Origin of the sequence: Sphingobium rhizovicinum, assembly GCF_042647625.1 — a bacterium.
Lineage (GTDB): Bacteria > Pseudomonadota > Alphaproteobacteria > Sphingomonadales > Sphingomonadaceae > Sphingobium > Sphingobium rhizovicinum.
Map to the genome: position 1 here is coordinate 256,418 of NZ_JBHRVU010000005.1, position 24,030 is coordinate 280,447.

Consider the following 24,030-nt stretch of genomic DNA (forward strand, 5'->3'; position numbering starts at 1 on the left):
GACCCGTCATGACGGAGCCGCCGGACGGAAGGCGCCTGTTTGCGACGCCGGCAGGCATAAAGCTGGCTCCTCTCAAAGCCATTGACGATGGCAAGGCCAGAGGATTTGTTGTCCAGATGCGGGCCGGCCGCTTCCATGGTTTCGTGGTGCGACAGGGCGACGATGTGCATGGCTATGCCGACAAATGCCCGCATATGGGCCTGCCGCTTGCGCAGAGTCTGGACGCCTATCTGGCGCCGGGCGGAGGTCTCATCGCGTGCAGCTGGCATTCCGCCTTGTTCGACATCCGGGACGGCCGTTGCGTCGGCGGCCCATGCGCAGGGCAGAGGCTTATTCCGTGGCCGGTCAGCGTCGATGACGGCGTCATCGTGACGATGGACGCCTCAGCGGCCTGATTCAGGGTCGTCTGCCCGCAGCAGGATCTTGCGCGCCTGCGCCAGATGCGGCGCATCAATCATCTTGCCGTCCAGCATCAGCACACCGGCATGGGGCGCCTCTGCAAAGGCCGTCACGATCCTCCTGGCCTGCTCGATCTGGACCCTGGTCGGCGTGAACGCCGCGTTGATGATGGGCACCTGCGCAGGGTGAAGCGCCATCATCCCGGTAAATCCGTCAAATGCGCCACGCGCGGCATAAGCGGCCAGACCCTGCTCATCCCTTATCGCCGGATAGACCGTCTCGATCGCGGCGACGCCCGCGGCGTGGGCGCCGAACAATGTCAGCGAACGAACCATTTCATAAGGACTGGTGTAGGATCCATCGGCATGACGGCTGCCCATCGCGCCAATGGCCGCGGGCAGGTCTTCCGCGCCCCAGGTCAGGCCGCATAGCCAGTCCGCCACCGCGCCATAGCCGCCCAGTTCGAAGATCGCCTGGGGCGTCTCCGTCGCGATCGGCAGGATTTGCATGCCGGACGTCAGATGCTTCAACAGGGACGCGACCGTCGCGGCGCCCTGCGCCTTGGGCAGGACAATGCCATCCGCCGCAGCGCAACAGGCCATATCCGCCTCAAGACTGTCGCCATCGACGGGATTGATCCGGACAAAGCGCCTTATCGCCGCCGGGCGAGCCAGATAAGCGGACACGCTCTCACGCGCCTTGTTCTTGGCGGCAGGAGCGACACTATCCTCCAAGTCGAGAATGATCGCATCCGCGCCGCTTTGCGATGCCTTGACGAAGCGATCCGGCCGATCGCCCGGCACGAAGATCAGCGAACGCAACCTCACGCCGGCCGCCTCTGCAACAATGCGGTGCGCAGGCACTCGCACACAGTCTGGTCTCTTTGATTGATGAGCGCATGACGAAAGGTGACGAGGCCCGCGCGCGGCCGGGATTTGCTCTCGCGCAGTTCCACGACGTCACTGGTCGCGCGCACGGTGTCGCCGATGAATACGGGCCTTGGCATCACCAGCCTGTCATAACCCAGATTGGCGACCAGCGTACCCAGCGTCGTTTCGCCCACGGACAGGCCGATCATCAGCGAAAAGGTGAAAGTGCCGTTGACGAGGATCTGGCCGAACTCGCTCGCCCGCGCCGCCTCCGCATCGATGTGCAAAGGCTGAGGATTATGGGTCATTGCGGAAAAGAGCAGATTGTCGGTTTCGGTGACGGTCCGGCGGATCGGATGGTCGATATGATCGCCGACCTGCCATTCCTCAAAATATCGGCCGCTCATTCCGCCTCCTCCCCGACGATCCGGACCAGCAATGTGCCCTCCTGCACCTGCGCGCCCTGTTCATGCGGCATATCCTGGACGGTGCCGTCAAAGGGTGCGGTCAACCCATGTTCCATCTTCATGGCCTCCAGCGTGATCAGCCTCTGCCCCTTCACCACCTTGTCGCCCTGCGCCACGCTGACGGCGATGATCCGCCCTGGCATCGGCGCCAATATTGCTCCGTTCCCCGCAACAGCAGCGCCGCCCCATGTTGCGCGCCACGGCGCGACCTGCCAACTGCGGCCATGTTCAGTCACCAAAAGTCGCGCCAGCGGCCGTTCAGCCAGTGCGGAGCCGGTGGCGCGGGCGACCTGTACGTCCACCGATTGACCTTCGACGAGGACGCGGCCGGTCCGTCGCGCCGCTCCGTTCAGGCGAAAGCCCGCCAGCGCGCCGGCCCCGCCAATCCGGGCGCTCGCCCGGGCCAGCGCCGCATCGCCGGGCAGGGTCGCCGGCATCAGCGCCTCCCCTTCGCGCGCGATCAGTCCGGTGTCGACATTCCCCGCCACGAAATCGGGATGCGTCAGCGCCTTGACCAGAAAGCCGGCATTGGTGCGCAACGGCCAGACGACCGAACCGTCCAGCGCCCTGGCCAGGCGGCTACGCGCCCCGTCGCGCGTTTCGGCCCGCGCGATCAGCTTCGCGATCATGGGATCATAATAGGGGGAGATGGTTCCGCCCTGTTCGACACCCGTGTCCACCCGGACATCGCCCCCCAGATCGAAGGCGTCGAGGCGACCGATCGAGGGCAGAAAGCCCTTGGCCGGATCTTCCGCATAAAGGCGAGCCTCCATTGCCCAGCCGGAAATGGCGAGTTCGTCCTGCCCGCATGGCAGCGGTTCGCCCGACGCGACGCGCAATTGCCATTCGACAAGATCCTGGCCGGTGATCGCTTCGGTCACCGGATGTTCGACCTGAAGCCGGGTGTTCATTTCCATGAACCAGATCCGGTCGGCGCGCAGCCCTTCAGAAGCGTCGGCGATGAATTCGATCGTGCCTGCCCCGACATAATCGACCGCCTTCGCCGCCCGCACGGCAGCCGCGCACAGGCTCTCGCGCGTCTGCGCATCCATGCCCGGCGCTGGAGCCTCCTCAATCACCTTCTGATGACGGCGCTGGAGAGAACAGTCCCGCTCGAACAAATGGACGATATTGCCATGCTTGTCGCCAAACACCTGCACTTCGATATGGCGTGGCCGCTGGATATATTTTTCGATCAGCACATGCGCGTTGCCGAAGGAGGATGCGGCTTCGCGCTGGCAGGACAACAGGGCTTCGGCAAAGTCGGCTGGCTGCTCGACCAGCCGCATACCCTTGCCCCCGCCGCCCGCTACGGCCTTGATAAGGACGGGATAGCCGATGTCCGCCGCCTGCTGCGCCAGATGATCCGCTTCCTGATTTTCACCCAGATAGCCCGGCGTGACCGGAACCCCGGCATCCGCCATCAGCGCCTTGGCCGCATCCTTCAAGCCCATGGCCGTGATGGACGACGGATCGGGACCGACCCAGACAAGGCCTGCGTCGATCACCGCCTGGGCGAACTGCGCATTTTCGGACAGGAAGCCATAGCCCGGATGGATCGCCTCGGCCCCGGTCTGTCGCGCGGCGGCAATGATCCGCTCACCCAGAAGATAGCTTTCGCGCACCGGCGCAGCGCCGATATGCACGGCCTCGTCCGCCAGGGCGACATGCAGCGCCTGAGCATCCGCTTCGGAATAGACCGCCACCGTGCGGATGCCCAACCGACGCGCAGTCCTGATCACGCGACAGGCGATCTCGCCACGATTGGCGATAAGGAGAGACTGGATCATGGGCATCACATCCGGAACACGCCGAACGAGGGGCGTTCGGGAATGGGAGCGTTAAGGGCGGCAGCAAAGGCAAGGCCCAGGACATCGCGCGTCTGGGCGGGATCGATGATGCCATCGTCCCACAATCTGGCCGACGCGTACCAGGGATTGCCTTCCTCTTCATATTTCTGGCGGATCGGCGCCTTGAATGTTTCCGCCTGCTCTACAGTCCAGTTCCCTGCATCGCGATGGACGGTCGCCAGCACCGACGCCGCCTGTTCGCCCCCCATCACCGAAATCCGGCTGTTGGGCCAGGTGAACAGGAAGCGCGGCTGATAGGCCCTGCCGCACATGCCATAATTGCCCGCGCCAAAACTGCCGCCGATCAGGATGGTGATCTTGGGCACGCTGGCCGTTGCGACGGCCGTCACCAGCTTGGCGCCATTTTTGGCAATTCCTTCGGCTTCATATTTGCCGCCGACCATGAAGCCGGAGATGTTCTGGAGGAACAGCAGCGGAATATGCCGCTGGCAGGCCAGTTCGATAAAATGCGCGCCCTTGACCGCACTTTCGCTGAACAACACCCCGTTATTCGCCAGGATCGCCACCGGCATGCCCCAGATATGGGCAAAGCCGCACACCAGCGTGGTGCCATAGAGCGCCTTGAATTCGTGAAATTCGCTGCCATCGACGATACGGGCGATGACTTCGCGCACATCATAGGGCGCGCGAACATCCTGCGGGATGATGCCATATAGTTCCGCCGGATCATATCTGGGGGCAACCGGCTCCTGCATGTTGACGCCAGGGGCCGCCTGTGGCGCAAAAGTGCCGACAATGTCCCGCACGATACTGAGCGCCTGCTTGTCATTATCGGCGACATGATCCACGACGCCGGATTTGCGGCCATGCAGGTCGCCGCCGCCCAGATCCTCGGCGCTGATCACCTCGCCCGTCGCCGCCTGCACCAGCGGCGGCCCGGCCAGAAAGATGGTGCCCTGATTGCGCACGATGACCGTCTCGTCGGACATGGCCGGGACATAGGCGCCGCCCGCCGTGCAACTGCCCATGACGCAGGCGATTTGCGGGATGCCGCGCGCCGACATATGCGCCTGATTGTAGAAGATGCGGCCAAAATGGTCCCGGTCGGGGAAAACCTCGGCCTGATGCGGCAGGTTCGCGCCGCCGCTGTCGACCAGGTAGATGCAGGGCAGCTGGTTCTCCAGCGCGATCTCCTGCGCCCGCAGATGTTTCTTGACGGTCATGGGGAAATAGGTTCCCCCTTTCACCGTCGCATCATTGGCGGCGATCATCACCTGGCGTCCGGCGACCCGACCGATGCCCGCGACGATGCCAGCACCGGGAACCTCATCGCCATAGAGGCCGTTCGCCGCCAGCTGACCGATTTCAAGAAAAGGGCTGCCAGCATCGAGCAGAGTGTCCACCCGGTCGCGCGGCAGCAGCTTGCCACGACTGACATGGCGATCGCGCGCCGCATCCCCGCCTCCCAGCGCCGCTGAAGCGACATCCGCCCGCAGTTGCGCCGCCAGCGCCCGATTGTGCGCCGCATTGGCGCGAAACGCATCGCTGTCGGGGGACAGCGCCGTGTCGATCACCCGCCCGCTCATGCCGCCGTCCCAATAAGTTCCCGGCCGATCAGCATGCGCCGTATCTCGTTCGTTCCTGCGCCTATATCCAGCAATTTGGCGTCGCGCATATAGCGTTCGACCGGCCAGTCCCTGGTATATCCGGCGCCGCCCAGCGCCTGCACCGCCTCCAGCGCGGTCTTCACCGCATTCTCGCTTGCCAGCAGAATGGCGCCGGCGGCGTCGAAACGCGTGGTCTTGCCCGCATCGCAGGTCCGGGCCACGGCGTAGACATAAGCGCGCGCGCTGTTCAGCGCGACATACATGTCCGCGACCTTCGCCTGCATCAACTGGAATGATCCGATCGGCTGGCCAAATTGCTTGCGATCGCGAACATAGGGAATCACCGTATCAAGACAGGCCTGCATGATGCCAAGCTGGATGCCGGCCAGAACCGCCCGCTCATAGTCGAGGCCGCTCATCAGCACCGTTGCGCCGCCGTTCAGCGGCCCCATGACGTTCTCGCGCGGCACTTCGCAGCCGTCAAACACCAGTTCCGCGGTCGGTGAGCCGCGCATGCCCACCTTGTCGATCTTCTGACCAACGGAAAAACCGGGCATGCCCTTTTCAATCAGAAAGGCCGTGACGCCCCGGCTGCCCTCCCCGGTCTTGGCATAGACGACAAGCGTATCCGCATAGGCTGCGTTGGTGATCCAGAATTTCGTGCCATCCAGCACATAACCGGCATCGCTCTCCCGCGCCTTCAACTTCATCGAGATGACGTCCGAACCGGCGCCCGCTTCCGACATGGCGAGCGAACCGACATGCTCGCCCGAAATGAGCCTGGGCAAATATTTCGCCTTTTGCTCCGCATTGCCCCAGCGGCGGATCTGATTGACGCAGAGATTGGAATGTGCGCCATAACTCAGGCCTATGGAGGCGGATGCGCGGCTCACCTCTTCGCAGGCGATCACATGCTCCAGATAGCCAAGGCCAAGCCCGCCCCATTCCTCCTCCACGGTGATGCCATGAAGGCCAAGATCGCCCATGGCGGTCCACAGTTCGTCGCGGGGAAACCAGTCGTCTGCATCAATCTTTGCGGCCAGCGGTGCGATGCGGTCAGCAGCGAAGCGCGCCGTCGTCTCTCGAATCATGTCGGCGTGCTCACCCAGCGCGAAATCGAAATCATGCGCCATCTGCCTCTCCTCATATTTTTGATGCGGCACTTATAGCAGCCCGGCGAACGGTTTGAAAATTGACCGCGCACTATGCATATTATAGATGTCATCTATGATAGAACGTTACCTCGTCCACTATTTTCTCGCGGTTGTGGATCAGGGTAATTTTTCACGCGCGGCGCAGCATTGCCGGGTATCCCAGCCCACCCTGTCGGTCGGCATCGCAAAGCTGGAAGCGATGACGGGCCATATGCTGTTCCACCGCACCAACCGCCGGGTCGAACTCACCAGCTTCGGCGCCACCTTCGCCGTCCATGCACGGCGCATAGAGGCCGAATTTGCTATGGCGATGCAGGCCATGGCGACCGACCAGAAGAGCAGGCTGGTGCGGATCGGCGTCATTTCCACTTTGCCGTCCAGCTGGATCGAAAACGCGACGCGTGAGGCCTGCAAGGTCGAAGGCGAACGGGTGGAAATCGTCGAGGGCCGGATGCGCGATCTCCTGCCGCGACTGGAGCGCGGCCGGATCGATGCGATAGCGGGTATAGTGGGCAATGATCCGCGCGCCAGGGACACCTGGTTTGAGGAAGGCTATGCGCTGGCGCTGTCCGCAACGCACAGGCTGGCGCAGCGCAGGACATTGGAGGCTGAGGAACTGGCGGACTGCGACATGCTGGTTCGCCGCAATTGCGAGGCGCTCTCCCAAGTCAGCCAGTTCTTTACGCAGCGCGGCATCCGCCCCTTCTTCGCTGCGCGCACGACCAACGATGATCGTGCCGCCGCCTATGTTCGTTCGGGGCTGGGCCTGACCGTCATGCCGCGCTGCTACGCGCAGGCGGGCATCGCCATGCCCGAATTGTCGGGTTTCGATCTGCGCCGGCGCATCGGCCTGCTGGTCGATCCGGCCAACGCCGCCCGCATCGACGATAGCCAGTCCGTACAGCGTTTCTCCTCCGCCATTCGCGCCGCCAATGCATCGCTGACGCCCTGATCGGCGAAGCATGGCCGGAAACACCGTGACCTGTCCTAATGATAGGTTCGCCCGCCATCGACAGCCATGGCGATGCCGGTGATGAAGGCGGATTCCGCGCTGGTGAGGAACAAGATGGCGGCTGCTACTTCTTCGGCTTCGCCGACCCGTTTCAATGCATAGGGCGAGCCAGCCTCACGTGCGGCGGCCCGCATGCTGTCCGGCAACAACGGGGTGTCGACTACCCCGGGGCAGACGCAATTGACCCGGATCGCCGGAGCCAGTTCCAGCGCCAATGCCTTGGACAAAGTCACCAGCCCGCCCTTTGACGCGCAATAGGACGCCATGCCCGGCGCGGACGGCGTGAGGCCCTGCCCCGACGCGACATTGACGATCGCCCCCTGCCCCGCCGCCAGCATATGCGGCAGCACGGCCCGCATCAGCAGCATCGGCGCGGTCAGGTTGACGCCGATCGTTCGGTTCCAGTCCGCCAACGACAGGTCGGCCAGACGCCCCATGCCGCCGATCCCCGCGACATTCACCAGTCCATCGATCCCGCCCATCGCCGCCGAAGCCGCCTGCACCGCCCGGTCGATCGCCGCTTCGTCCGGCAAATCCACCTGCGCATGATGCGCCCCCAGTTCTTCCGCGATCCGGGCAAGCGCCCCGGCGTCCCGGTCAATCAACGCCAGCACCGCTCCCTCCCGCGCCAGCAGCTTTGCCGTGGCCAGCCCGATGCCGGATGCTGTGCCCGTCACGATAATGCGGCGGCCCGCCATGCGTCCTTCGGCCATGCTGTCATCCTCATCCCGATATAAATTCGCGCTTTTACGGCGGTGCCCTGACAAAAGCCTTTGCTACGCCGTGCGCCGCCGCTATAGTATGCTAGAATAAGATACATATGCAACCTATCAAGCCGGCCGGATAATGGAGCCGGCAGAGAAAATCGCTGGAGAGGGGATAATCGATGAGGATATTCGGCAGGGCAAGTGCATCTCTGGCAGTCATGGCTTTCACCCTGATGACAGGCAGCGCCTCCGCCCAGAGCGAAACCCCGCAAGTCAGCAAACAGGCGCAGGAAGAAGGCGCGATCGTCGTCACCGCCCGCCGCCGCGAGGAAACGCTGATGGACGTGCCCATCGCCATCGCCACGGTCGACGCCAAATCGCTGGAAACGAAGGCGGTCAATGATCTGCGCGCGCTCGACGGCTTCGTGCCCAATGTGAATATTCAGGCGGCGACCACGTCAGCCTCCTCGGCGCAGATATTCCTGCGCGGCGTCGGCATTGACGATGTCGGCTTTGGCACCGATCCCAATGTCGGCGTCTATCTGGACGATGTGTTCATCGGCCGACTGGTGGGGTCGCTGGCCGGGGCGCTCGATCTGGAGCGGATCGAGGTACTGCGCGGGCCGCAGGGCACGCTTTATGGCCGCAACTCCACCGGCGGCGCGGTCAAGTTCGTCACGCGCAAGCCCGACCTGCACGAAAATTCGGCCAAGCTGTCCGCCACTCTGGGCACCGATGATCGCCGCGATTTCAAGGCCAATGCCAATATCGTGCTGGCCCCCGACAAGGCCGCCCTCATTCTGGCGGTGCAGACCCGCGATCAGGATGGCTATATCAAGCTGGTCGATGCCGCAGGCAAGGATACGGGCGACCGCGCCAATGGCGTGAACGCTCAGGATTATCGCGCGGTACTGCGCCTTGCGCCGGTCGATGATCTGACGATCGATATTGCCGCCGACTATACCCGCAATCGCTCCGGCATTCAGGCGGTGACGCCAACCAATTGCGCCGCGCTGGGCACGCGGCCGGGCCTTGTCACCAATGCGGCGGGCGACTATGTGCCCGGCAATGTGTCGGCCGGTCAGTTCGAGCGCTGCCCGCTTTATTATGATGATCCCTACACCGCTTTCCGCGGTCCCTTCGCGGAAAATGACCCGCGCTTCGACGGCGGCGGCATAGCCAGCACGGTGAACTGGAAGACGGACTTTGGCACGGTCAAATGGGTGTCGAGCTATCGCGGTTTCCGCGACGTCTTCGCCTCCTCGCTCTGGGGCAAGCCGCCGCCGGTCACGCAGGTCAATCTTCGCGCGCACCTCAAGCAACGGCAGATCCAGCAGGAGGTGCAGCTGTCCTCCGCCAGCGGCGGTCTGATCGACTATACGGTCGGCCTCTTCTATTTCCGCGAGAAGGTGCATTCGCTCTATCAGTCGCAGATCGGCACCCTGTCCACCGTGCCGCGCCTCAATGACGATACGCAGATTTCCAACAGCTATGCCGCGTTCGGCGAATTTTATATCCGCCCGGTCGAGGCGCTGGAAATCACGCTGGGCGGCCGTTACTCGCTCGATCGCCGCTCGGTCGATCGCGCGCTCTATAGCGCGATCACCAACGCCGATCCCAGCTTCACCTATGCCACCAAAATCAAGTCGAACAAGTTCACGCCCAAGATCGGCGTCAGCTATGACACTGGCGGGGTGCTGCTGTTCGCTTCCTATACCGAGGGTTATCGCACGCCCGGCTTCATCACCTCCAACCCCGGCAATCTGGCGGGCATGATGCTCCAGTCAAAGATGGAAAGCGAAAAATCGATCGAGGGCGGGTTCAAGGCGAAGCTGCTGAACAACCGGCTCAACGTCTCGGCGACCGCCTTCTCCGCCAAATATAATAATCTTCAGGCGACGCTCACCATCAATGGCATCACGCAGGTCGTGACGTCGGACGCCAAGATCGAGGGGCTGGAGCTGGAAACCAGCTATCGCCCGATGCGGGGCTTGTCCCTCTTCGCCAATGCCGGGCTGATGCAGACCAAATATACGTCGCCGCCGGCCGGCCAGCCCTATGCCCGCGACCTCAAACATGCGCCGGGGCATAATGTCGTGGTCGGCGGCCTGTATGAAAGCGCGATCGGATCGATGGCCGGGACTTTCTTCCTGGGCGGCGATCTGGCCCTGACCGGCAAGGCGTTCCGCAACGTCGCCAACACGATCGACCAGCAGTCCGACGCCTATGAATTGCTGACCGCGCGGGCGGGCTATCGCGCGCCCGATGATCGCTGGTCGATCACGGTGGGCGGCACCAATCTGCTCGACCAGACCTATTATATGCTCGGCATCGAAAATCAGGCGCGCTCCTATCAGCCGGGCCGCCGCTTCTATGCCACGTTGGAGACGCGCTTCTGATGCAGCACAGACAAGCAGGATTAACGGCATGAACGGCGAGAAGACCGACCGGATCAAGGCCGCTTTCGCCCGCGACCAGCGTGAGGACAGGCCGGCGGTTGCGCCGGGCGACATCCCCTGGCGCTATGAGGCGATCACGCCCGAATGGATGACCCACATAGTCTGCGCCGATCACCCGGATGCACGGGTGGTCGCGGTGCGACTGGACGTGCCCGATTCCGGCACCTCCAACCGACGGCGCATCTATCTGGACTATAATGAGGCGGGCCAAGCGGCGGGCCTGCCCGCGTCGGTCTTCTGCAAAGCCACGGTCGACCTGCGCAACCGACTACTGCTGTCGACATCGGCGCTGCTCAGCGAAACGAGCTTCTACAACCAGATCAGGCCGCAACTCGCGATCGAGGCGCCACAGGCCTATCTCGCCACCTATGATCCGGACTCCTATGCGTCGATCGTAATGCTGAAGGATCTCGGCGGCTCGGTCAGTTTCTGCAACCATCATACCCAGATGACGCTGGAGCGCGTGCAGGACCAGATGCGCGTGCTGGCTACCCTGCACGGCCATTTCTACCGATCGCCGCAACTCGATCGGGAACTGGCGCATATGTTCCGCTATGATGATCGCTTCCTGGCGTTGGATCGCGATCATGACTTCAAGGGCATGTGCGAGGCTGGCCTGCGCGAAGCGGGAGACGTCGCGCCCGCCCGCCTGATGGCGCGGCAGGACGAAGTCTGGTCCGCCACCATGCGAGCATCGGCCCGGCATGGCGAATTGCCGCTGACCATCACCCATGGCGATGTGCATCTGAAGAACTGGTACATCACCGGCGACGGCCGGATGGGCCTGTCCGACTGGCAGGTGACGTCGAAGGGGCATTGGTCGCGCGATGTCGCCTACACCATCTCCACCGCTCTAACGGTCGAGCAACGCCGCCTGTGGGAGAAAGACCTGCTGGCCTATTATCTGGAGGCCTTCGCCGCAGCTGGTGGCGAGGCCGTGCCGTTCGACGACGCATGGCGCAATTATCGCCAGCAATTGCTGACGACTCTGGCCTGGTGGACGATGACGCTGACGCCGCTGGGCGATGTGCCCGACATGCAGCCCCGCGACATCACGCTGGAGTTCATCCACCGCATCGCGACCGCCATGGACGATCTCGACGCGCTCGACAGCCTTGACTGAAGAAGGGGACCGGTATGGACCGGCCCCTTCCCCTTTTACCCCCGCTTGTCGAACGCCATCCACAACTGGTCCGGGCCATGGGCGATATAGCTGGTCATCCAGCGATAGCTGTCCTCGCCGCGGGTCGCGCGCATGTTGGTCAGCCGCCGGGTCAGATGCTGGAAGGCAAGCCGCAATTCGCCCCGCGCCAACTGGTTGCCGATGCACAGATGCGGTCCTGCGCCAAAGGCCAGATGGCTGGACGCATTTTTCCGATCCAGATCGATGACGTCCGGCGCGGCATATTGGCGCGGATCACGGTTGGCCGCGCCATAACGCACCTCCACCAATGCGCCCGCCGGAATTGTCGTCCCGGCAATCTCCACATCCTCGGCAACACGGCGGAACAAAGTCTGGATCGGCGACAATAGCCGCAGCGTCTCTTCCACGAAGGGCTTGGCACGGGTGGGATCGGCAAAGATTGCCTCGGCCAATGCAGGCTGCTCAATCATCAGCTTCATACCCGATGCCAGCGTCGTGGTCGTCGTCTCATTCCCCGCCACCAGCAACTGGTGAATGATGCTCAGCAATTCGCGCATGTCGAGCAGACGGCCATCCGTCTCCGTATTGGCCAGATGGCTGATCAGCGTCTCATTGGGCGTTTCGCGCACCCGCTCGATCTCCGCCGCCAGATAGCGTTGCATGTCGGTCAGCAGTTCGGCAATCTCCACCTCGCGCTGCGACGTCAGAACCGGACTGACCGATTCCACCGACACATCCGACCAGAGCTTGAACCGATCCATGTCGGACCGGGGCACGCCCAGTTGCTCGGCGATCACGAACATCGGCAAGCGCACGGCAAAGGCCTGGAGGAAATCGATCTCCGGCGCATCGATGAAGCCATCGATCAGTTCCTCGATAATCTCCTCGATCCGCGGTTCCAGCGCCATGACCCGCGCGGGCGTGAACACCTTGTCCACCAGCGTCCGATAGGTACGGTGATCGGGCGGATCGTTCGACACCAAAGTGTCGATCGGCATCCAGCCCTTCTCTTCATAGACCGCATTGGCCGCCGCATCGTTGCGCGTGGCGTTCAGGCCAGTGCGATTGCGCAGCACCTTCACATTCAGCAGCGCCTTGCGAATATCATCATAGCGGGTCAGCACATAATTGCCGGTCAGCGGGTCGACATAGACTGGCTGTTCATCGCGCAGCCCGGCATAGCTGGAAAAGGGGCAACGCTGGACGGCGGGGTCGGCGAAACTGAGCGGCGCGGGCGCCTCGATCGTCTGGGTCATGCATCATCTCCATCTGTTCTTGTGCGTGCGGCCAGCGCCGGCTGACATTCCATCTCTGTCTTATCGAAGTGCGCGCACTTCCTTCCGGGTCAGGCTGGTCTTCACACCTGTTTCCTCAACCGTCAGCGTATCGGCCGGGATGACGATCATCTTGCTGCCGAAGATCAGCTGAACGCCGGTCAGCTCATCGCCCTTCATCAGCAAGCGATCGACCTTGCCCAGCACGGCCCCATCGGCAGAATAGATGCGGGCATTGCGATCAATGGCGGGCGCTGCCGCATGGACGGACGACAGGCTGGCGATGGCGAGCATAAGGGCCAAGGCAGGGCGAAGGAACATGGCGCAATCCTCTCATAATGTGTTTCCCCTCGCCCATGCGGCATATGGTGTGCTAGCGCAACATATAATATTCTAGCATACTATATTACATCAGCATTGAATAAGCATGCATATGGTATTGCAGAATATCATTCTTGTGCATAAGCTGATGACCACAAGGGGACCACCGGCCATCAGACCTGCCGGACAAGGCCCAATTTCGGTTTCGGAGAGGCGCCGTTCCAGCGGGATCGACCCATTTCCGTAACCCCATGCGGAGGAACCGGCATGACCCAGGGTAACGATCTGGCCAGCTTCAACCCGTTCAGTCCCGATCACCTGTCCGCGCCCGGACCCGGCTGGGCGATGCTGCGGCAGGAAGCGCCGGTGTATCAACTCCCTATTCCGTCCCCCGCGCCGGTATTCCTGGCCACCCGCAAGCGCGACATAGAGGCGATCGCGCGCAGCACTGACATATTTTCCAACACGCCCATTCCCACCGTCTGGCGCTGGGGCGAGTTCGAACCCGCCATTGCCGAAGTGTTTGCCGAGGCGGGATATAAGGTCGTTCAGACGCTGCAAGCCACCGATCCGCCCGTGTCGCTCGCCTATCGCCAGATAGCCGAACAGGCGCTCAATCGGCGCAAGATCATCGCATTGCAGCCGGAAATCGATCGCATCGTCGATCGGCTGATGGCGGCGATCCCGGATCGCGAAGCCGTCAATTTCGTTGACGCCTTTGCCGTTCCCCTGCCGCTGGAGGCGATCTGCCTGATCCTGGGCATGCCCTATGCCGACGCCGCCTTCCTCAAATTCTACTCGGACGAATTCACCCATCTGGTCGATCCCGTCCATCCGCTGCCTCGCGCGATCGAGGCGACACGGACCATCGTGAAGGGCTATCGCTATTTCGTCGATATCCTCGACCGCTATCGCCGCGATCCGCAGGATAATCTGGTCAGCGCGATCGCAACCGCCAGTATCAATGGCCAGCCGCTCAGCATCGAAGAACAATTGTCGATGTGCCATGTGCTGGTGATTGCCGGCAATGAAACCACCCGCAACGCGCTGTCCTCCGCCATGTTCGTGCTGGCGACCCGGCCGGATCTGTGGGCGCGGCTGCAATCGGAACGGGCCAAGATCCCCGATTTTATCGAGGAAGTGCTGCGCGTCCACGCCCCGGCCATCACCACGCCGCGCACCGTCCTTCAGGATACGGAAATAGGCGGCATCGCCCTGCCGCGCGGCGCCACCATCTTTGCCATGTGGGCGTCGGGCGGGCAGGATGAAGAGAGCTTCCCCGAACCGCAGACGATCGATCTCGACCGGAAGAACAAGCGGTCCCACATCAGTTTCGGCATGGGCGTGCATCATTGCGTCGGCAGCTTTCTGGCGCGGGCCGAACTACAATCGGCGATCAGCCGGTGGCTGGACGATTTCGAGGCGGTGGAACTGGCCGTGCCGCCAGACGCGGTCCGCTATGACCCGGTCTTCGCCTTCCACGCACTAAGTGACCTGCCGATCCGCATCACCCGCAGGACGAGCCAGTCGCGCGCCGCCTGACGAAAACCAACAGGAGAGAGATATGGCCAGCTACGATTATATCATCGTCGGCGCGGGGTCGGCCGGCTGCGTGCTGGCCAATCGCCTGTCGCAAAATCCCCGCAATCGCGTGCTGCTGCTGGAGGCGGGCGGCACGAACAACAGCTTCATGGTGTCGATGCCCAAGGGGATTGGCAAGCTGGTAACGGACCCCAATCATGCCTGGACCTATCCGGTGGGGTCGGCCGATGCGCCATCCGAAGTCTGGCAGCGCGGCCGTGGCCTGGGCGGATCGTCGGCCATCAACGGCATGATCTATGTGCGCGGCCAGCCGCAGGATTTCGATATCTGGGAAGGGGAGGCCGGGTCCGACTGGTCCTGGGCGCAGATGAAGCAGGCCTATCGCGCGATCGAGGATCATGAACTGGGCGACGATGGCGTGCGCGGCGTGGGCGGCCCGGTGCATATCACCACCAACAAATTCCGCTATCCACTGGCCGAACGCGCGATCGAAGCGGGCGTGCAAATGGGGCTGCCGCGCCATTATGAAGATCTCAATCGGGAAGATCAGGAGGGGATCGGCTATTATTGCTATAATATCCGGAAAGGCCGCCGGCAAAGCTCCGCCGTCGCCTTCCTCGATCCGGTGCGGCATCGGCCGAACCTCCATGTCGTGACCAATGTCTATGCCGACCGCATCCGCTTCGACGGGCGGCGTGCCGCCGGTGTCGAATGCCGCGTCGATGGTCAGCGAACCTATTATGCCTGCCATGGCGAGATCATCCTGAGCACCGGTACGATCGGCAGCCCCAAACTGCTGCAACTCTCAGGCATCGGCCCCGCAGAGAAACTCCGCGCGCTGGGCATCCCGGTCCTGCACGACAGCCCCGATGTCGGCCGGCGCGTGCTCGAACATCTGGGCATGATCGCCACCTATCGGCTGAAGGGCGGTGAGCGCGGCATCAATCACCGCCTGCGGGGCGTGGGGCTGGCCGCCAGCGTCGCCCAATATCTGATGCTGAAATCCGGCCCGCTGGCCAATGGCGCAATGGAGGTGGGCGCGTTCATCCGCACCAGCCCGGATCGCGACCGCCCCAATGCGCAGCTCTATGTCAGCGGCTGGACGCTGGATATTCCCGAGGAGAAGGAAAAGGACACGGTCGCCCCGATGCAGTCGGTCGAAGCCGTACCGGGCATGAGCATCACGGCGCAACTGATCGGCCTGGACAGCGAAGGATCGCTCGATCTGAGCAGTGCCGATCCCGATGCGCCGCTGATCATCAACCCCAACTGGCTGTCGAGCGAAACTGACCAGCGCGCCGCGATCGAGATGGTGCGCTATATCCGCGCCTATGTCGCCCAGCCGGCGCTGGCGCCCTATGTCGGCGAGGAAATGTCGCCGGGCGTGGCGCACCAGAGCGACGCAGACATATTGGCCGCCATCCGCCGCATCGCCCTGTGCGGCACCCATGCCGTGCGCAGTTGCCGCATGGGGCGGGATGAACGATCGGTTGTGGACGAACGCGCGCGGGTGCGCGGTGTCCATGGCCTGCGCGTCGTAGACTGTTCGATCATGCCGGGCCTGATTTCGGGCAATACCAACGGCCCGGCCATGGCCACCGGCTGGCGCGCAGCCGACCTGATCCTGGAGGATGAGGCGCTGCGCAACGCTGCCTGAAGTACGCGCGCCGGATCAGTCCTCCGGCGCGATCGTCACCGTCAGTCCGTCCAGAGCCTCCGTCCAGATAATCTGGCAGGACAGGCGCGATCCGGTCTGTCGATGATCGGAACTGTCCAGCAGATCGTCTTCATCTGCGCTGACCTCCCCCGTGCGGCCCATATCGGCGTCGGACAGGAAGACATGGCAGGTCGCGCAGGAACAGCATCCGCCGCACAAGGCCATCAATTCGTCCACGCCATGGTCGCGGATCATCTCCATGACGGATATGCCGGGTTCGCCTTCAATCTCCAGGCTAGTCCCGTCGCGCTTCACCAGGTTCAATTTCGCCATGTCGTCATTCCGATAGGGGTGGGGCCGATCCTGCAGCCATGGGAAAACGCGCAACCGCGCGTCACGAAAGGGTCGCCAGCGACGCCGGGCTATAGGGTTGCAGTTCGTCATGGGCGCTACGCCGCACCTTATCGACCCAGTTGGGATCGACCAGCAGCGCCCGGCCGATCGCGACCAGATCGAAATCGCCGCGCTCCAGCATGATGTTCAGGCTCTCCAGCCGCCCCAGCGATGGCGCGGCCTGCGATCCCGAAAACATCGTGTCGAGCATTTCCTTCTCGATCCCCAGCGATCCGACCGTGATGGAGGACCGCCCCGTCAGCTTGCGCGCCCAGCCCGCCAGATTGAGCGGACTGTCGGCAAATTCCGGCTCCCAGAAACGCCGCTGCGACGCATGGAACATATCGACGCCCGCATCCGTCAGCGGCTCCAGCAGGGTCGCCAGTTCGCCCGGCGTCGTCGCCAGCTTCGCGGCATAGTCCTGCTGTTTCCATTGCGAAAAGCGAAACAGGATTGGAAAGTCGGGGCCGACGGCGCGGCGGCAGGCCCGCACCACCTCCACCGCGAAGCGTCCCCGATCGGCCAGTGCCGCGCCGCCCCATTTGTCCTGCCGCCTGTTCGTGCCGTGCCAGAAAAACTGGTCGATCAGATAGCCATGCGCGCCATGCAGTTCGACCCCGTCGAACCCCAGTGCCTGCGCGCTGGCCGCGCCGCGCGCATAGGCGTCGATCAGGGCCGCAATATCCGCTTCGCTGCTGCCCTGCGCCACCCGCTCGTCCGGCCCCACATAGCCCGAAGGACTGGACTTAAGGGTCATGTCCTCTTCGATCGCATCATAGAGATTGTCGATCTGCGCCCGCCGGGTCATGCCCACATGCCAGAGTTGGGGCACGATCTTGCCGCCGGCCGCATGGACTTCATCGACCACATGACGCCACCCGTTCAGCGCATCTTCGCCATGGAAGCGCGGCGCGCTGTCCTCGTTCGACGCGCTGGGATGGTCGATCCACGTGCCCTCGGTCACGATCAGCCCGACCCCGCCCTCGGCCCGCCGCCGATAATAGGCCGCGACGTCCGGTCCCACCACGCCGTCGGGTGAAAAGCAGCGCGTCATCGGCGCCATGACCGTCCGGTTGGCAAGCGAAAGGCTGCCGATCGTCACCGGATCGAACAGCCTGGGGCTGGCGGCAATGCGCATGGCAAACTCCTCGTCCTGCACAACGACTAGCGGTTGCAATCTAGTTCATATTATTATCATGTGCATGTGTCTTATATGCCGGAATGCGGCAAAAGCAAGGAGAGGAAGCGAACATGCAGTTAAAAGACAAGGTCGCCGTGGTGCTGGGCGCATCGGCGGAAGGCGGAACCGGCTGGGCCATATCCGAAGCGCTGGCGGAGGCCGGGGCGAAGGTGATCGTCGCCGCGCGCTCCATGGACGGGCTGGAGCGGCTGGCCGCAAAGATCGGCGGGCTGGCGGTGCAGTGCGACGCCGGCAATGAAACCGACATCGCCAATCTGGCGCGCGTGGCGGCGCAGACCCATGGCGCGATCGACATCGCCGTCAACGCCGCCGCCCTGCCGGTCATCAGCATGATCGCCGATGTCACGCCCGAACAGTTGCAGCGCGGCGTGGAGGTCAATTATTTCGGCCATGTCCATTTCATCCGTCACATGACGCAGGTGATGAATGATGGCGGATCGATCACGCTCATCTCCTCCAACAGCACGGTACAGCCGCAACCGCCGCATTTCGCCTATGCCTGCGCCAAGGCGGCGACCGACTGCCTGGTCGGCTATGCCGCGCTGGAATATGGCGCGCGCGGCATCCGCGTGAATTCGCTGCTGCCCGGCCCGATCAAGTCGGCGCTGGCCGCCGGCCTGTTCGCCATCCCCGGCGTGGAAGAGCTTTACGCCAGCCATGTTCCGCTTGGAAGGGTCGGCCTGCCGCGCGATTATGCCGATACGGTCGTGTTCCTGTCTGGCCCGACCTACATCACCGGCGTCAACCTGCCGGTCAGCGGCGGCAATCATCTGACCGGCATGCCCCGGCTGGAGGATGTCGAAAGCGGCGCGGACGCCTATCGCTCCGACAAGACAGCTTGAGTTGTTCGGGGCGAGGCGTGCCTCGCCCCGGCCTTACAGTCCCAGCAGGCCGAAACTGTCATGATCCAGCGCAGCGGTCGCCGCGCGCACGACATTGGCGGTGTTGATCGCTTCGGGCTGCCACACCGCGCTGTTGTTGAGCCATGTGACGACCGGATAAAAGGCGGCGCAGCGATAGAAGAACCACGCCTCCTCAAACGAAGGCGCATCCGCCACGCCATAGGCGCGCAACCGGGTCAGGAAATGCGACAGCAGCGCCTTTTCCCATATTCTGCGGTCGGCAATGTCCAGCGCGCAGAGCATGAAATAGGACAGGCCGATCGGCCAATGTTCCGGCCGTGCGACCCAGTCGATCAGGCCCGGTTGCCCGGTGGCCGTGACATAGAGATTGCCCAGATGTTCATCGCCATGGATCACCACCATCGCGCTCTGCGGCAATAGCGCCCAGAGCCGGCTCCACGCCTCCTGCGCCCGCCCCATATCCTGAAAGGCGCGCGGCAAAGCCCGCCCGCGCGGCAATTCGACATAGCTGCGCCAATTCTCGGCCGTGAAGAAGGTCGGGAAATAGACGTCGTTCACCATTCGGCGATTTTCATGCGCCAGCGTCCCCGGCCCCATAGCGCCGCCCTCTGCGAACATCGGGCTGTTCCAACTGCTGGCATACATCCGCGCAAAGGCGTCCATGAACGCCATCGCCTGCCCCAAGTCGAGCGTATGATGCGCATGAAAGAAAGTCGCGCCCTGCGGCGTCAGATCCTCCATGATGATCGCCGATGCTTCGTCGCTGACGTCGATATGGTGCCAGCGCGGCCCGGCCGGCGCAGCGACCAGCGGCACGATGTCGCGGAAAGACCGCAATTCATTGGCCATGGCCCAGGCCGATCCGGTCGCCGGATCATTTTCGCCGGGGAAATTGCCTTTGACGATGAAACTGTCCGGCTTGCCCTCGCCGCCCGCCGCATAGTCCACCTTGATGCGAAACTTGTTCTGCTTGAAGCCGAACACCTGCCCGCGCTCGACCCGCGAAACCGCCACTTCGGGCCAGCTCCGCCGCAGCGCAGCCGTCACCCAGGACGCATCGATATCATCATAGCGCAGGGGAATGGTCAGCGTTTCAGCCATGTCTCTCTCCTTGTCAGGCTCTTATAGGCACGCTAGATTATGATATGCTAGCATATTTATAAGAATGAGAGGATGGATGCGATGAAGGCGGCGATTTTCGTGCAGGCGGGCCTGCCTCTGGCGATTGAAGACCGCCCCATTCCCCGGCCCGGACCGCATCAGGCGCTGATCCGCGTCCACCGCTGCGGCATTTGCGGGTCGGATCTGCATATGACCAGCGGCAGCCCCTTCGACATGCCCTGCGGCACCGCGCCCGGTCATGAATATGCCGGCGAGGTGGTGGAGGTCGGCCCGGACGCCGCGCCGATCCGGGTCGGCGACCGCGTGACTGCGCTGCCCATGTCCGCCTGCGGCGATTGCCCTGCCTGCCGCGCCGACATGCCCCTCCATTGCACGGCGCTCCGATCGATGGCGGGTGGCTATGGCGAATATACGCTGATCGACACGCGCAAGGCGATCCGCTTGCCCGACACGCTGACATATGCGGATGGCGCGCTGGTGGAGCCGCTCGCGTCCGCGCTGCGCGGCGTGCGGCGAATGGGTCCACTGGGACCGGAAAGCCGCGTCGCCATTCTGGGTGCGGGCGCGATCGGCGCTTCCGCCGCCTTCTGGGCGCGGCGGCTGGGCGCTGGCCATGTGGCGATGATCGCGCGGTCGCGCCGCAATGAAGGGCTGGCGGCCGCCATGGGCGCGGACGGTTTCCTGACGGTAAATGACGACCTTCCCCGGCAACTGGAACAGATGCTGGGCGGGGCACCGGACATCGTGATCGAAGGCGCGGGATCATCCGGCGCGATCCAGCAATCGATAAATCTCGTCGGCAATGGCGGGACGGTGCTTAGTTTGGGCGGCTGCATCCAGCCCGACCCGATCATGCCCGCCATCGCCATGTTCAAGGACATCAGGCTGCAATTCAGTGTGGCCTATGGCCTGGCCGACTTCATCCAGTGCGTGAACGCGCTGGACGCCGGCGCGCTCGAACCGCGCGCGCTGGTCGGCGAGACGATCTCGCTTGCCGCCCTGCCCGCCCGGTTCGAAGCGATGCGCAGCGGATCGCACGCCGCCAAGGTGATGGTCGATCCGACTATAATCTAACCGGCCATCATATCCCGGATCGGCCGGAGAAATCCGGCCATCATCGAATGGCCGACATGGCCCAGCTTCAGTTCGTCCAGCTTGCCCGTCTCGAAACAATTGGTCGTCAGCTGGCTCGCGGTCAAATTGCGGACATGCCCCCATATCTGGAAGAAACGCACCCGCGCCTCATCCAGATCGGGACCGCCCGCCGCACGATAAGCGTCCATGAAAGCCTTCCAGTCGAGCGAATTGCCCACCGTGTTGCGGACATAGCCGACATCGTCGGCCGGATCGCCGATATGGGAAAATTCCCAGTCGACCACGGCGCTCAGCCGTCCGTCGTCGACGATGAAATTGTGGAACCCAATATCTCCGTGCAGCAGCACCGGCCGCCCCGGCGCATCGGGAATATTGTCCATCAGCCAGCCATAGAGCGCCAGCACCGCGGGCGACGGCATCGCCATTTCGCGCAGATACAGATCCTTGATCGACTGGATATAGCGGCGCGTCACTTCCGCAAGTGGCAGATCCCACAGATGCGATGCGATCCCGTCGGTCAGGTCGCCCAGTTCGCGCATCGGCGGCAACTGGTGCAACCGTGCGACGCTGCCGGCCAGCAGGTCGACCAGTGCGTGATCCACCTTGCCCGCCGCACCATGGACATTGCCGCCACTGGTCCCCGGCGCGCGCGTCATGATCAGGAAGTCGCCGCCGGGCAGCAGCTTATGGTCCTCATCCACCCAAAGCGCTTCGGGCGCGGGGAAGCCATGATCGTAGGCCGCCCGAATAACCGGAAATTCGTAGCGCACGCGATGACAATCATTATCCATCGTCGGCTCGTCCCGATCGCGGCGCATGACGAACGCGCCGGACAGCGCCTGCCCCTCGACCATGAACAGGATGGTTTCCTTGCCATAACCGCCCGGCAAAGGCCGGAAATCGGTGACGCGCAGGCCGGCATCGTCAAAGCGATCCGCCAGATAGGCCTGAAGGCGCGGGGCTGTTACGGCCGTATCCTGCATAGTCTCGGCCGGCAGCAGGTCGCCGCACAATTCGCCAATGCGCGTCAGTTCCGCGTCCGACGTTTCGAACACGATCCGCGTCCGCTCGGCCGCCTCAATGCGCGGGTCGGACGCCAGCCGCTCGACCAGCAAGGACCAGTCTCGCATCGTCGCGCGCTGCATTGCCTCCCGCTCTGCCTTGCCATCGGGCGCGCCCGCCAGCGCCGCGCGAATGGCTTCGACCTCTTCGAACAAGTCGGGCGCGACGCTGGACAAGGACAGGCGATCGACCAGCCCCGACAGTTGCGCCTCCAGCCGGTCGCGCCAACCGGAAAACAGCGGATCGTGGAAACTTTCCCGCGTCTCCAATATCTTGAGCGATGCGACCAGCGCCTCCTCATTGGAGGCATAGACCACATCTTCATGGACAATGGCGGCGGTACGGTTGAGCGAGCGCAGCAGACGCGCGGAAATCGACATTCATTCTTCTCCCGGTGCGGGATTATAGTTCAGGCGTTCACGCGGAGCGATGCGGCGGCTTCCTCACCCGCCAGTCGGCCAAAGGTCAGGGCATTGCCGACCCCCATGCCCCCACCCGAATAGCGATTGCCCTGGACGCAGCCCAATATCTCGCCCGCTGCATAGAGGCCGGGAATGGCGACCCCGTTGCGATCGCGCACCCGCCCCTTGGTATCGATGTCCAGCCCGGCGCTGGTCTGACCGATCACCGATGCCCGCACCTCCACCGCGAAATAAGGCGCGGCGTCGATCGGGAAATATTTGGGCGCCTGCTTGGCCCATTCGCTGTCCACACCATCCTGCGCATCACTGTTGTAGCGCGCGACCGTCTCCGACAGCGCCAGACGATTGATCCCGACCATATCGGCCAGCGCCTCCAGCGTGTCGGCCCTGCGGATCTTGCCGCTCTCGACATGTTTGCGAATCAGATCCTCGTCCCAGGTCTGCGACACTTCGCCGGTATGATAGGGGTCCGAAAAACGCTTGTCGGCGCTGCCCTCCACCAAAGTCTTTTCGTCGAATATGGCCCAGGCATGGGCGCCAGACTGTTCGTTGATCAGATAGCCAGAGACAGCATAGGGCGAATTTTCCGGCATGAAGCGGCGCCCTTCGTCATTCACCAGCATGCACCAGGGCGGCAGGAAGGCCTCCACCGAATTGGGCACCAGCCCGGCCGATGGCAGGACGAGGCCCGTATCATGCCCGGTAATCTGCGCGCCGATCGCCTCGCCCAGCTTGATGCCGTCGCCAAGGATGAAGGGCGCATCATTATGCACCGAATAGACGATGTCGCCATGCTGGGCGGCGGACGGGAAAAATCGGGCGCGCATGCCGGGGCTGTTGCCAAAACCGCCCGTGGTGATGATCACCGCCTTCGCACGCAGATCCATGCCCGACGCATGCACGCCCACCACCCGGCCATCCTCGACCAGCAATCGATCGACCCGGGTGCCCAGCGCGGTTTCTATGCCCTTTGCGCCAACCTCATTGATCAGCAGGCGGCCGATCGTGTCGCCCGCGCCGACGGTGCAATGGCCGCGTGGCACCGTATCCACGCCGGATTTCACCACCCACTCATATTCCGCGCCCAGGCTGACCAGCCATTCGACCGTGGCGGCGCTGCGTTCGGCAAACAGGCGGATGATGTCGGGCCGGGTCTGCCAGCCGTTCAGCGTCATGATATAGTCATACATGGCCTGCGGACTGTCCGTAATGCCCATCGCCTGCTGGACGCTGGTGCCCGCCGCATAGACGACGCCGCCCGACAGCCGAGTCGCGCCGCCCAGCTTCGTATCCGCCTCCAGCAGCATGACCGACGCGCCGGCCGCCTGCGCAAACAGCGCGGCGGTCATGCCCGCGCCGCCGCCGCCCACCACGATGATGTCATAATCCGTGCTCATGCGCCCATTCCTCTCCATGCCGATTTATCCCGATATGCACCGGGCTTGGCTC

General features: G+C 63.4%; 21 protein-coding genes. 8 read left to right on the plus strand and 13 right to left on the minus strand.

The features are described 5' to 3' along the window. The first annotated feature begins 8 nt into the window (after nt 1-8). Nucleotides 9-395: a Rieske (2Fe-2S) protein gene (locus ACFOKF_RS20020; protein ID WP_380798196.1), complete on the plus strand. Its 387-nt coding sequence runs from the start codon at nt 9-11 to the stop codon at nt 393-395. Here the strand turns inward: ACFOKF_RS20020 and ACFOKF_RS20025 are convergent. The 5 genes from ACFOKF_RS20025 to ACFOKF_RS20045 are packed head-to-tail and all read right to left on the minus strand — an operon-like array spanning nt 384 to nt 6,286. Then, the gene (locus tag ACFOKF_RS20025; RefSeq protein WP_380798198.1) at nt 384-1,226 is read right to left on the minus strand and encodes an HpcH/HpaI aldolase/citrate lyase family protein; all 843 of its coding nucleotides are present in this window, start codon (nt 1,224-1,226) and stop codon (nt 384-386) included. The two genes, ACFOKF_RS20020 and ACFOKF_RS20025, sit on opposite strands and share 12 nt — an antisense overlap. Continuing rightward, nucleotides 1,223-1,675, minus strand: a complete 453-nt coding sequence (locus ACFOKF_RS20030; RefSeq protein WP_380798200.1) for a MaoC family dehydratase — start codon at nt 1,673-1,675, stop codon at nt 1,223-1,225. Before ACFOKF_RS20030 ends, ACFOKF_RS20025 begins: the two co-directional genes overlap by 4 nt. After that, nucleotides 1,672-3,525 (minus strand): acetyl/propionyl/methylcrotonyl-CoA carboxylase subunit alpha, encoded by a 1,854-nt coding sequence (locus ACFOKF_RS20035; RefSeq protein WP_380798202.1) that lies wholly within the window; start codon nt 3,523-3,525, stop codon nt 1,672-1,674. Before ACFOKF_RS20035 ends, ACFOKF_RS20030 begins: the two co-directional genes overlap by 4 nt. Before the next feature lie 5 nt (nt 3,526-3,530). After that, nucleotides 3,531-5,132, minus strand: coding sequence for a carboxyl transferase domain-containing protein (locus ACFOKF_RS20040; protein ID WP_380798204.1), 1,602 nt, complete (start codon nt 5,130-5,132; stop codon nt 3,531-3,533). Beyond that, nucleotides 5,129-6,286, minus strand: a complete 1,158-nt coding sequence (locus ACFOKF_RS20045) for an acyl-CoA dehydrogenase family protein (RefSeq protein ID WP_380798205.1) — start codon at nt 6,284-6,286, stop codon at nt 5,129-5,131. Before ACFOKF_RS20045 ends, ACFOKF_RS20040 begins: the two co-directional genes overlap by 4 nt. Before the next feature lie 94 nt (nt 6,287-6,380). On the opposite strand from ACFOKF_RS20045, the gene ACFOKF_RS20050 reads away from it, so the two are divergent. Further along, nucleotides 6,381-7,259, plus strand: a complete 879-nt coding sequence (locus ACFOKF_RS20050; protein ID WP_380798207.1) for a LysR family transcriptional regulator — start codon at nt 6,381-6,383, stop codon at nt 7,257-7,259. 35 nt (nt 7,260-7,294) lie between these two features. On the opposite strand, the gene ACFOKF_RS20055 is transcribed toward ACFOKF_RS20050, so the two are convergent. Continuing rightward, complete coding sequence (locus ACFOKF_RS20055; RefSeq protein WP_380798209.1) at nt 7,295-8,032, minus strand: SDR family NAD(P)-dependent oxidoreductase; 738 nt, start codon at nt 8,030-8,032, stop codon at nt 7,295-7,297. A 227-nt stretch (nt 8,033-8,259) separates the two neighbouring features. Here ACFOKF_RS20055 and ACFOKF_RS20060 point away from each other — a divergent pair, with 227 nt between their 5' ends. Together ACFOKF_RS20060 and ACFOKF_RS20065 are read left to right on the plus strand one after the other, a co-directional pair. Further along, nucleotides 8,260-10,425 (plus strand): TonB-dependent receptor, encoded by a 2,166-nt coding sequence (locus ACFOKF_RS20060; protein WP_380798211.1) that lies wholly within the window; start codon nt 8,260-8,262, stop codon nt 10,423-10,425. A 28-nt stretch (nt 10,426-10,453) separates the two neighbouring features. After that, a complete protein-coding gene (locus ACFOKF_RS20065) occupies nt 10,454-11,608 on the plus strand; it encodes a phosphotransferase (protein ID WP_380798212.1) in 1,155 nt (384 codons plus the stop codon). Nucleotides 11,609-11,643: 35 nt separating this feature from the next. On the opposite strand, the gene ACFOKF_RS20070 is transcribed toward ACFOKF_RS20065, so the two are convergent. Further along, nucleotides 11,644-12,885, minus strand: a complete 1,242-nt coding sequence (locus ACFOKF_RS20070) for a cytochrome P450 (protein ID WP_380798214.1) — start codon at nt 12,883-12,885, stop codon at nt 11,644-11,646. A gap of 60 nt (nt 12,886-12,945) precedes the next feature. Further along, nucleotides 12,946-13,224 carry a hypothetical protein gene (locus ACFOKF_RS20075; RefSeq protein WP_380798215.1) on the minus strand — a complete coding sequence of 93 codons (279 nt, stop codon included), beginning with the start codon at nt 13,222-13,224 and terminating at the stop codon, nt 12,946-12,948. A gap of 267 nt (nt 13,225-13,491) precedes the next feature. Between ACFOKF_RS20075 and ACFOKF_RS20080 the strand changes: the two genes are divergently transcribed. Next, the gene (locus ACFOKF_RS20080; protein WP_380798217.1) at nt 13,492-14,766 is read left to right on the plus strand and encodes a cytochrome P450; all 1,275 of its coding nucleotides are present in this window, start codon (nt 13,492-13,494) and stop codon (nt 14,764-14,766) included. A 22-nt stretch (nt 14,767-14,788) separates the two neighbouring features. Then, entirely contained in the window at nt 14,789-16,423 is a 1,635-nt protein-coding gene (locus ACFOKF_RS20085) for a GMC family oxidoreductase (RefSeq protein WP_380798218.1), read from the plus strand. 15 nt (nt 16,424-16,438) lie between these two features. On the opposite strand, the gene ACFOKF_RS20090 is transcribed toward ACFOKF_RS20085, so the two are convergent. Next, a complete protein-coding gene (locus ACFOKF_RS20090) occupies nt 16,439-16,756 on the minus strand; it encodes a 2Fe-2S iron-sulfur cluster-binding protein (RefSeq protein WP_380798219.1) in 318 nt (105 codons plus the stop codon). A gap of 61 nt (nt 16,757-16,817) precedes the next feature. Beyond that, on the minus strand, nt 16,818-17,954 hold the full coding sequence (locus ACFOKF_RS20095) for an NADH:flavin oxidoreductase (RefSeq protein WP_380798220.1): 1,137 nt from the start codon (nt 17,952-17,954) through the stop codon (nt 16,818-16,820). Nucleotides 17,955-18,067: 113 nt separating this feature from the next. On the opposite strand from ACFOKF_RS20095, the gene ACFOKF_RS20100 reads away from it, so the two are divergent. After that, nucleotides 18,068-18,859 (plus strand): SDR family NAD(P)-dependent oxidoreductase, encoded by a 792-nt coding sequence (locus ACFOKF_RS20100; RefSeq protein WP_380798222.1) that lies wholly within the window; start codon nt 18,068-18,070, stop codon nt 18,857-18,859. A 33-nt stretch (nt 18,860-18,892) separates the two neighbouring features. Here ACFOKF_RS20100 and ACFOKF_RS20105 read toward each other — a convergent pair whose 3' ends face one another. After that, nucleotides 18,893-19,981, minus strand: coding sequence for a phosphotransferase (locus ACFOKF_RS20105; RefSeq protein ID WP_380798224.1), 1,089 nt, complete (start codon nt 19,979-19,981; stop codon nt 18,893-18,895). Nucleotides 19,982-20,062: 81 nt separating this feature from the next. Here ACFOKF_RS20105 and ACFOKF_RS20110 point away from each other — a divergent pair, with 81 nt between their 5' ends. Further along, nucleotides 20,063-21,076, plus strand: coding sequence for an alcohol dehydrogenase catalytic domain-containing protein (locus ACFOKF_RS20110; RefSeq protein ID WP_380798225.1), 1,014 nt, complete (start codon nt 20,063-20,065; stop codon nt 21,074-21,076). Here ACFOKF_RS20110 and ACFOKF_RS20115 read toward each other — a convergent pair. Continuing rightward, nucleotides 21,073-22,539 carry a phosphotransferase family protein gene (locus tag ACFOKF_RS20115; protein WP_380798227.1) on the minus strand — a complete coding sequence of 489 codons (1,467 nt, stop codon included), beginning with the start codon at nt 22,537-22,539 and terminating at the stop codon, nt 21,073-21,075. The genes ACFOKF_RS20110 and ACFOKF_RS20115 overlap by 4 nt on opposite strands. A gap of 29 nt (nt 22,540-22,568) precedes the next feature. Next, the gene (locus tag ACFOKF_RS20120) at nt 22,569-23,978 is read right to left on the minus strand and encodes an FAD-dependent oxidoreductase (RefSeq protein ID WP_380798229.1); all 1,410 of its coding nucleotides are present in this window, start codon (nt 23,976-23,978) and stop codon (nt 22,569-22,571) included. Between the last annotated feature and the right edge of the window lie 52 nt (nt 23,979-24,030).

Coding starts and splice junctions, on each gene's coding strand:
- ACFOKF_RS20020 (WP_380798196.1), top strand. CDS start 9: ATGACGGAGCCGCCGGACGGAAGGCGCCTGTTTGCGACGCCGGCAGGC.
- ACFOKF_RS20030 (WP_380798200.1), bottom strand. CDS start 1,675: ATGAGCGGCCGATATTTTGAGGAATGGCAGGTCGGCGATCATATCGAC.
- ACFOKF_RS20035 (WP_380798202.1), bottom strand. CDS start 3,525: ATGATCCAGTCTCTCCTTATCGCCAATCGTGGCGAGATCGCCTGTCGC.
- ACFOKF_RS20040 (WP_380798204.1), bottom strand. CDS start 5,132: ATGAGCGGGCGGGTGATCGACACGGCGCTGTCCCCCGACAGCGATGCG.
- ACFOKF_RS20045 (WP_380798205.1), bottom strand. CDS start 6,286: ATGGCGCATGATTTCGATTTCGCGCTGGGTGAGCACGCCGACATGATT.
- ACFOKF_RS20050 (WP_380798207.1), top strand. CDS start 6,381: ATGATAGAACGTTACCTCGTCCACTATTTTCTCGCGGTTGTGGATCAG.
- ACFOKF_RS20055 (WP_380798209.1), bottom strand. CDS start 8,032: ATGGCCGAAGGACGCATGGCGGGCCGCCGCATTATCGTGACGGGCACA.
- ACFOKF_RS20060 (WP_380798211.1), top strand. CDS start 8,260: ATGACAGGCAGCGCCTCCGCCCAGAGCGAAACCCCGCAAGTCAGCAAA.
- ACFOKF_RS20065 (WP_380798212.1), top strand. CDS start 10,454: ATGAACGGCGAGAAGACCGACCGGATCAAGGCCGCTTTCGCCCGCGAC.
- ACFOKF_RS20070 (WP_380798214.1), bottom strand. CDS start 12,885: ATGACCCAGACGATCGAGGCGCCCGCGCCGCTCAGTTTCGCCGACCCC.
- ACFOKF_RS20075 (WP_380798215.1), bottom strand. CDS start 13,224: ATGTTCCTTCGCCCTGCCTTGGCCCTTATGCTCGCCATCGCCAGCCTG.
- ACFOKF_RS20080 (WP_380798217.1), top strand. CDS start 13,492: ATGACCCAGGGTAACGATCTGGCCAGCTTCAACCCGTTCAGTCCCGAT.
- ACFOKF_RS20085 (WP_380798218.1), top strand. CDS start 14,789: ATGGCCAGCTACGATTATATCATCGTCGGCGCGGGGTCGGCCGGCTGC.
- ACFOKF_RS20090 (WP_380798219.1), bottom strand. CDS start 16,756: ATGGCGAAATTGAACCTGGTGAAGCGCGACGGGACTAGCCTGGAGATT.
- ACFOKF_RS20095 (WP_380798220.1), bottom strand. CDS start 17,954: ATGCGCATTGCCGCCAGCCCCAGGCTGTTCGATCCGGTGACGATCGGC.
- ACFOKF_RS20100 (WP_380798222.1), top strand. CDS start 18,068: ATGCAGTTAAAAGACAAGGTCGCCGTGGTGCTGGGCGCATCGGCGGAA.
- ACFOKF_RS20105 (WP_380798224.1), bottom strand. CDS start 19,981: ATGGCTGAAACGCTGACCATTCCCCTGCGCTATGATGATATCGATGCG.
- ACFOKF_RS20110 (WP_380798225.1), top strand. CDS start 20,063: ATGAAGGCGGCGATTTTCGTGCAGGCGGGCCTGCCTCTGGCGATTGAA.
- ACFOKF_RS20115 (WP_380798227.1), bottom strand. CDS start 22,539: ATGTCGATTTCCGCGCGTCTGCTGCGCTCGCTCAACCGTACCGCCGCC.
- ACFOKF_RS20120 (WP_380798229.1), bottom strand. CDS start 23,978: ATGAGCACGGATTATGACATCATCGTGGTGGGCGGCGGCGGCGCGGGC.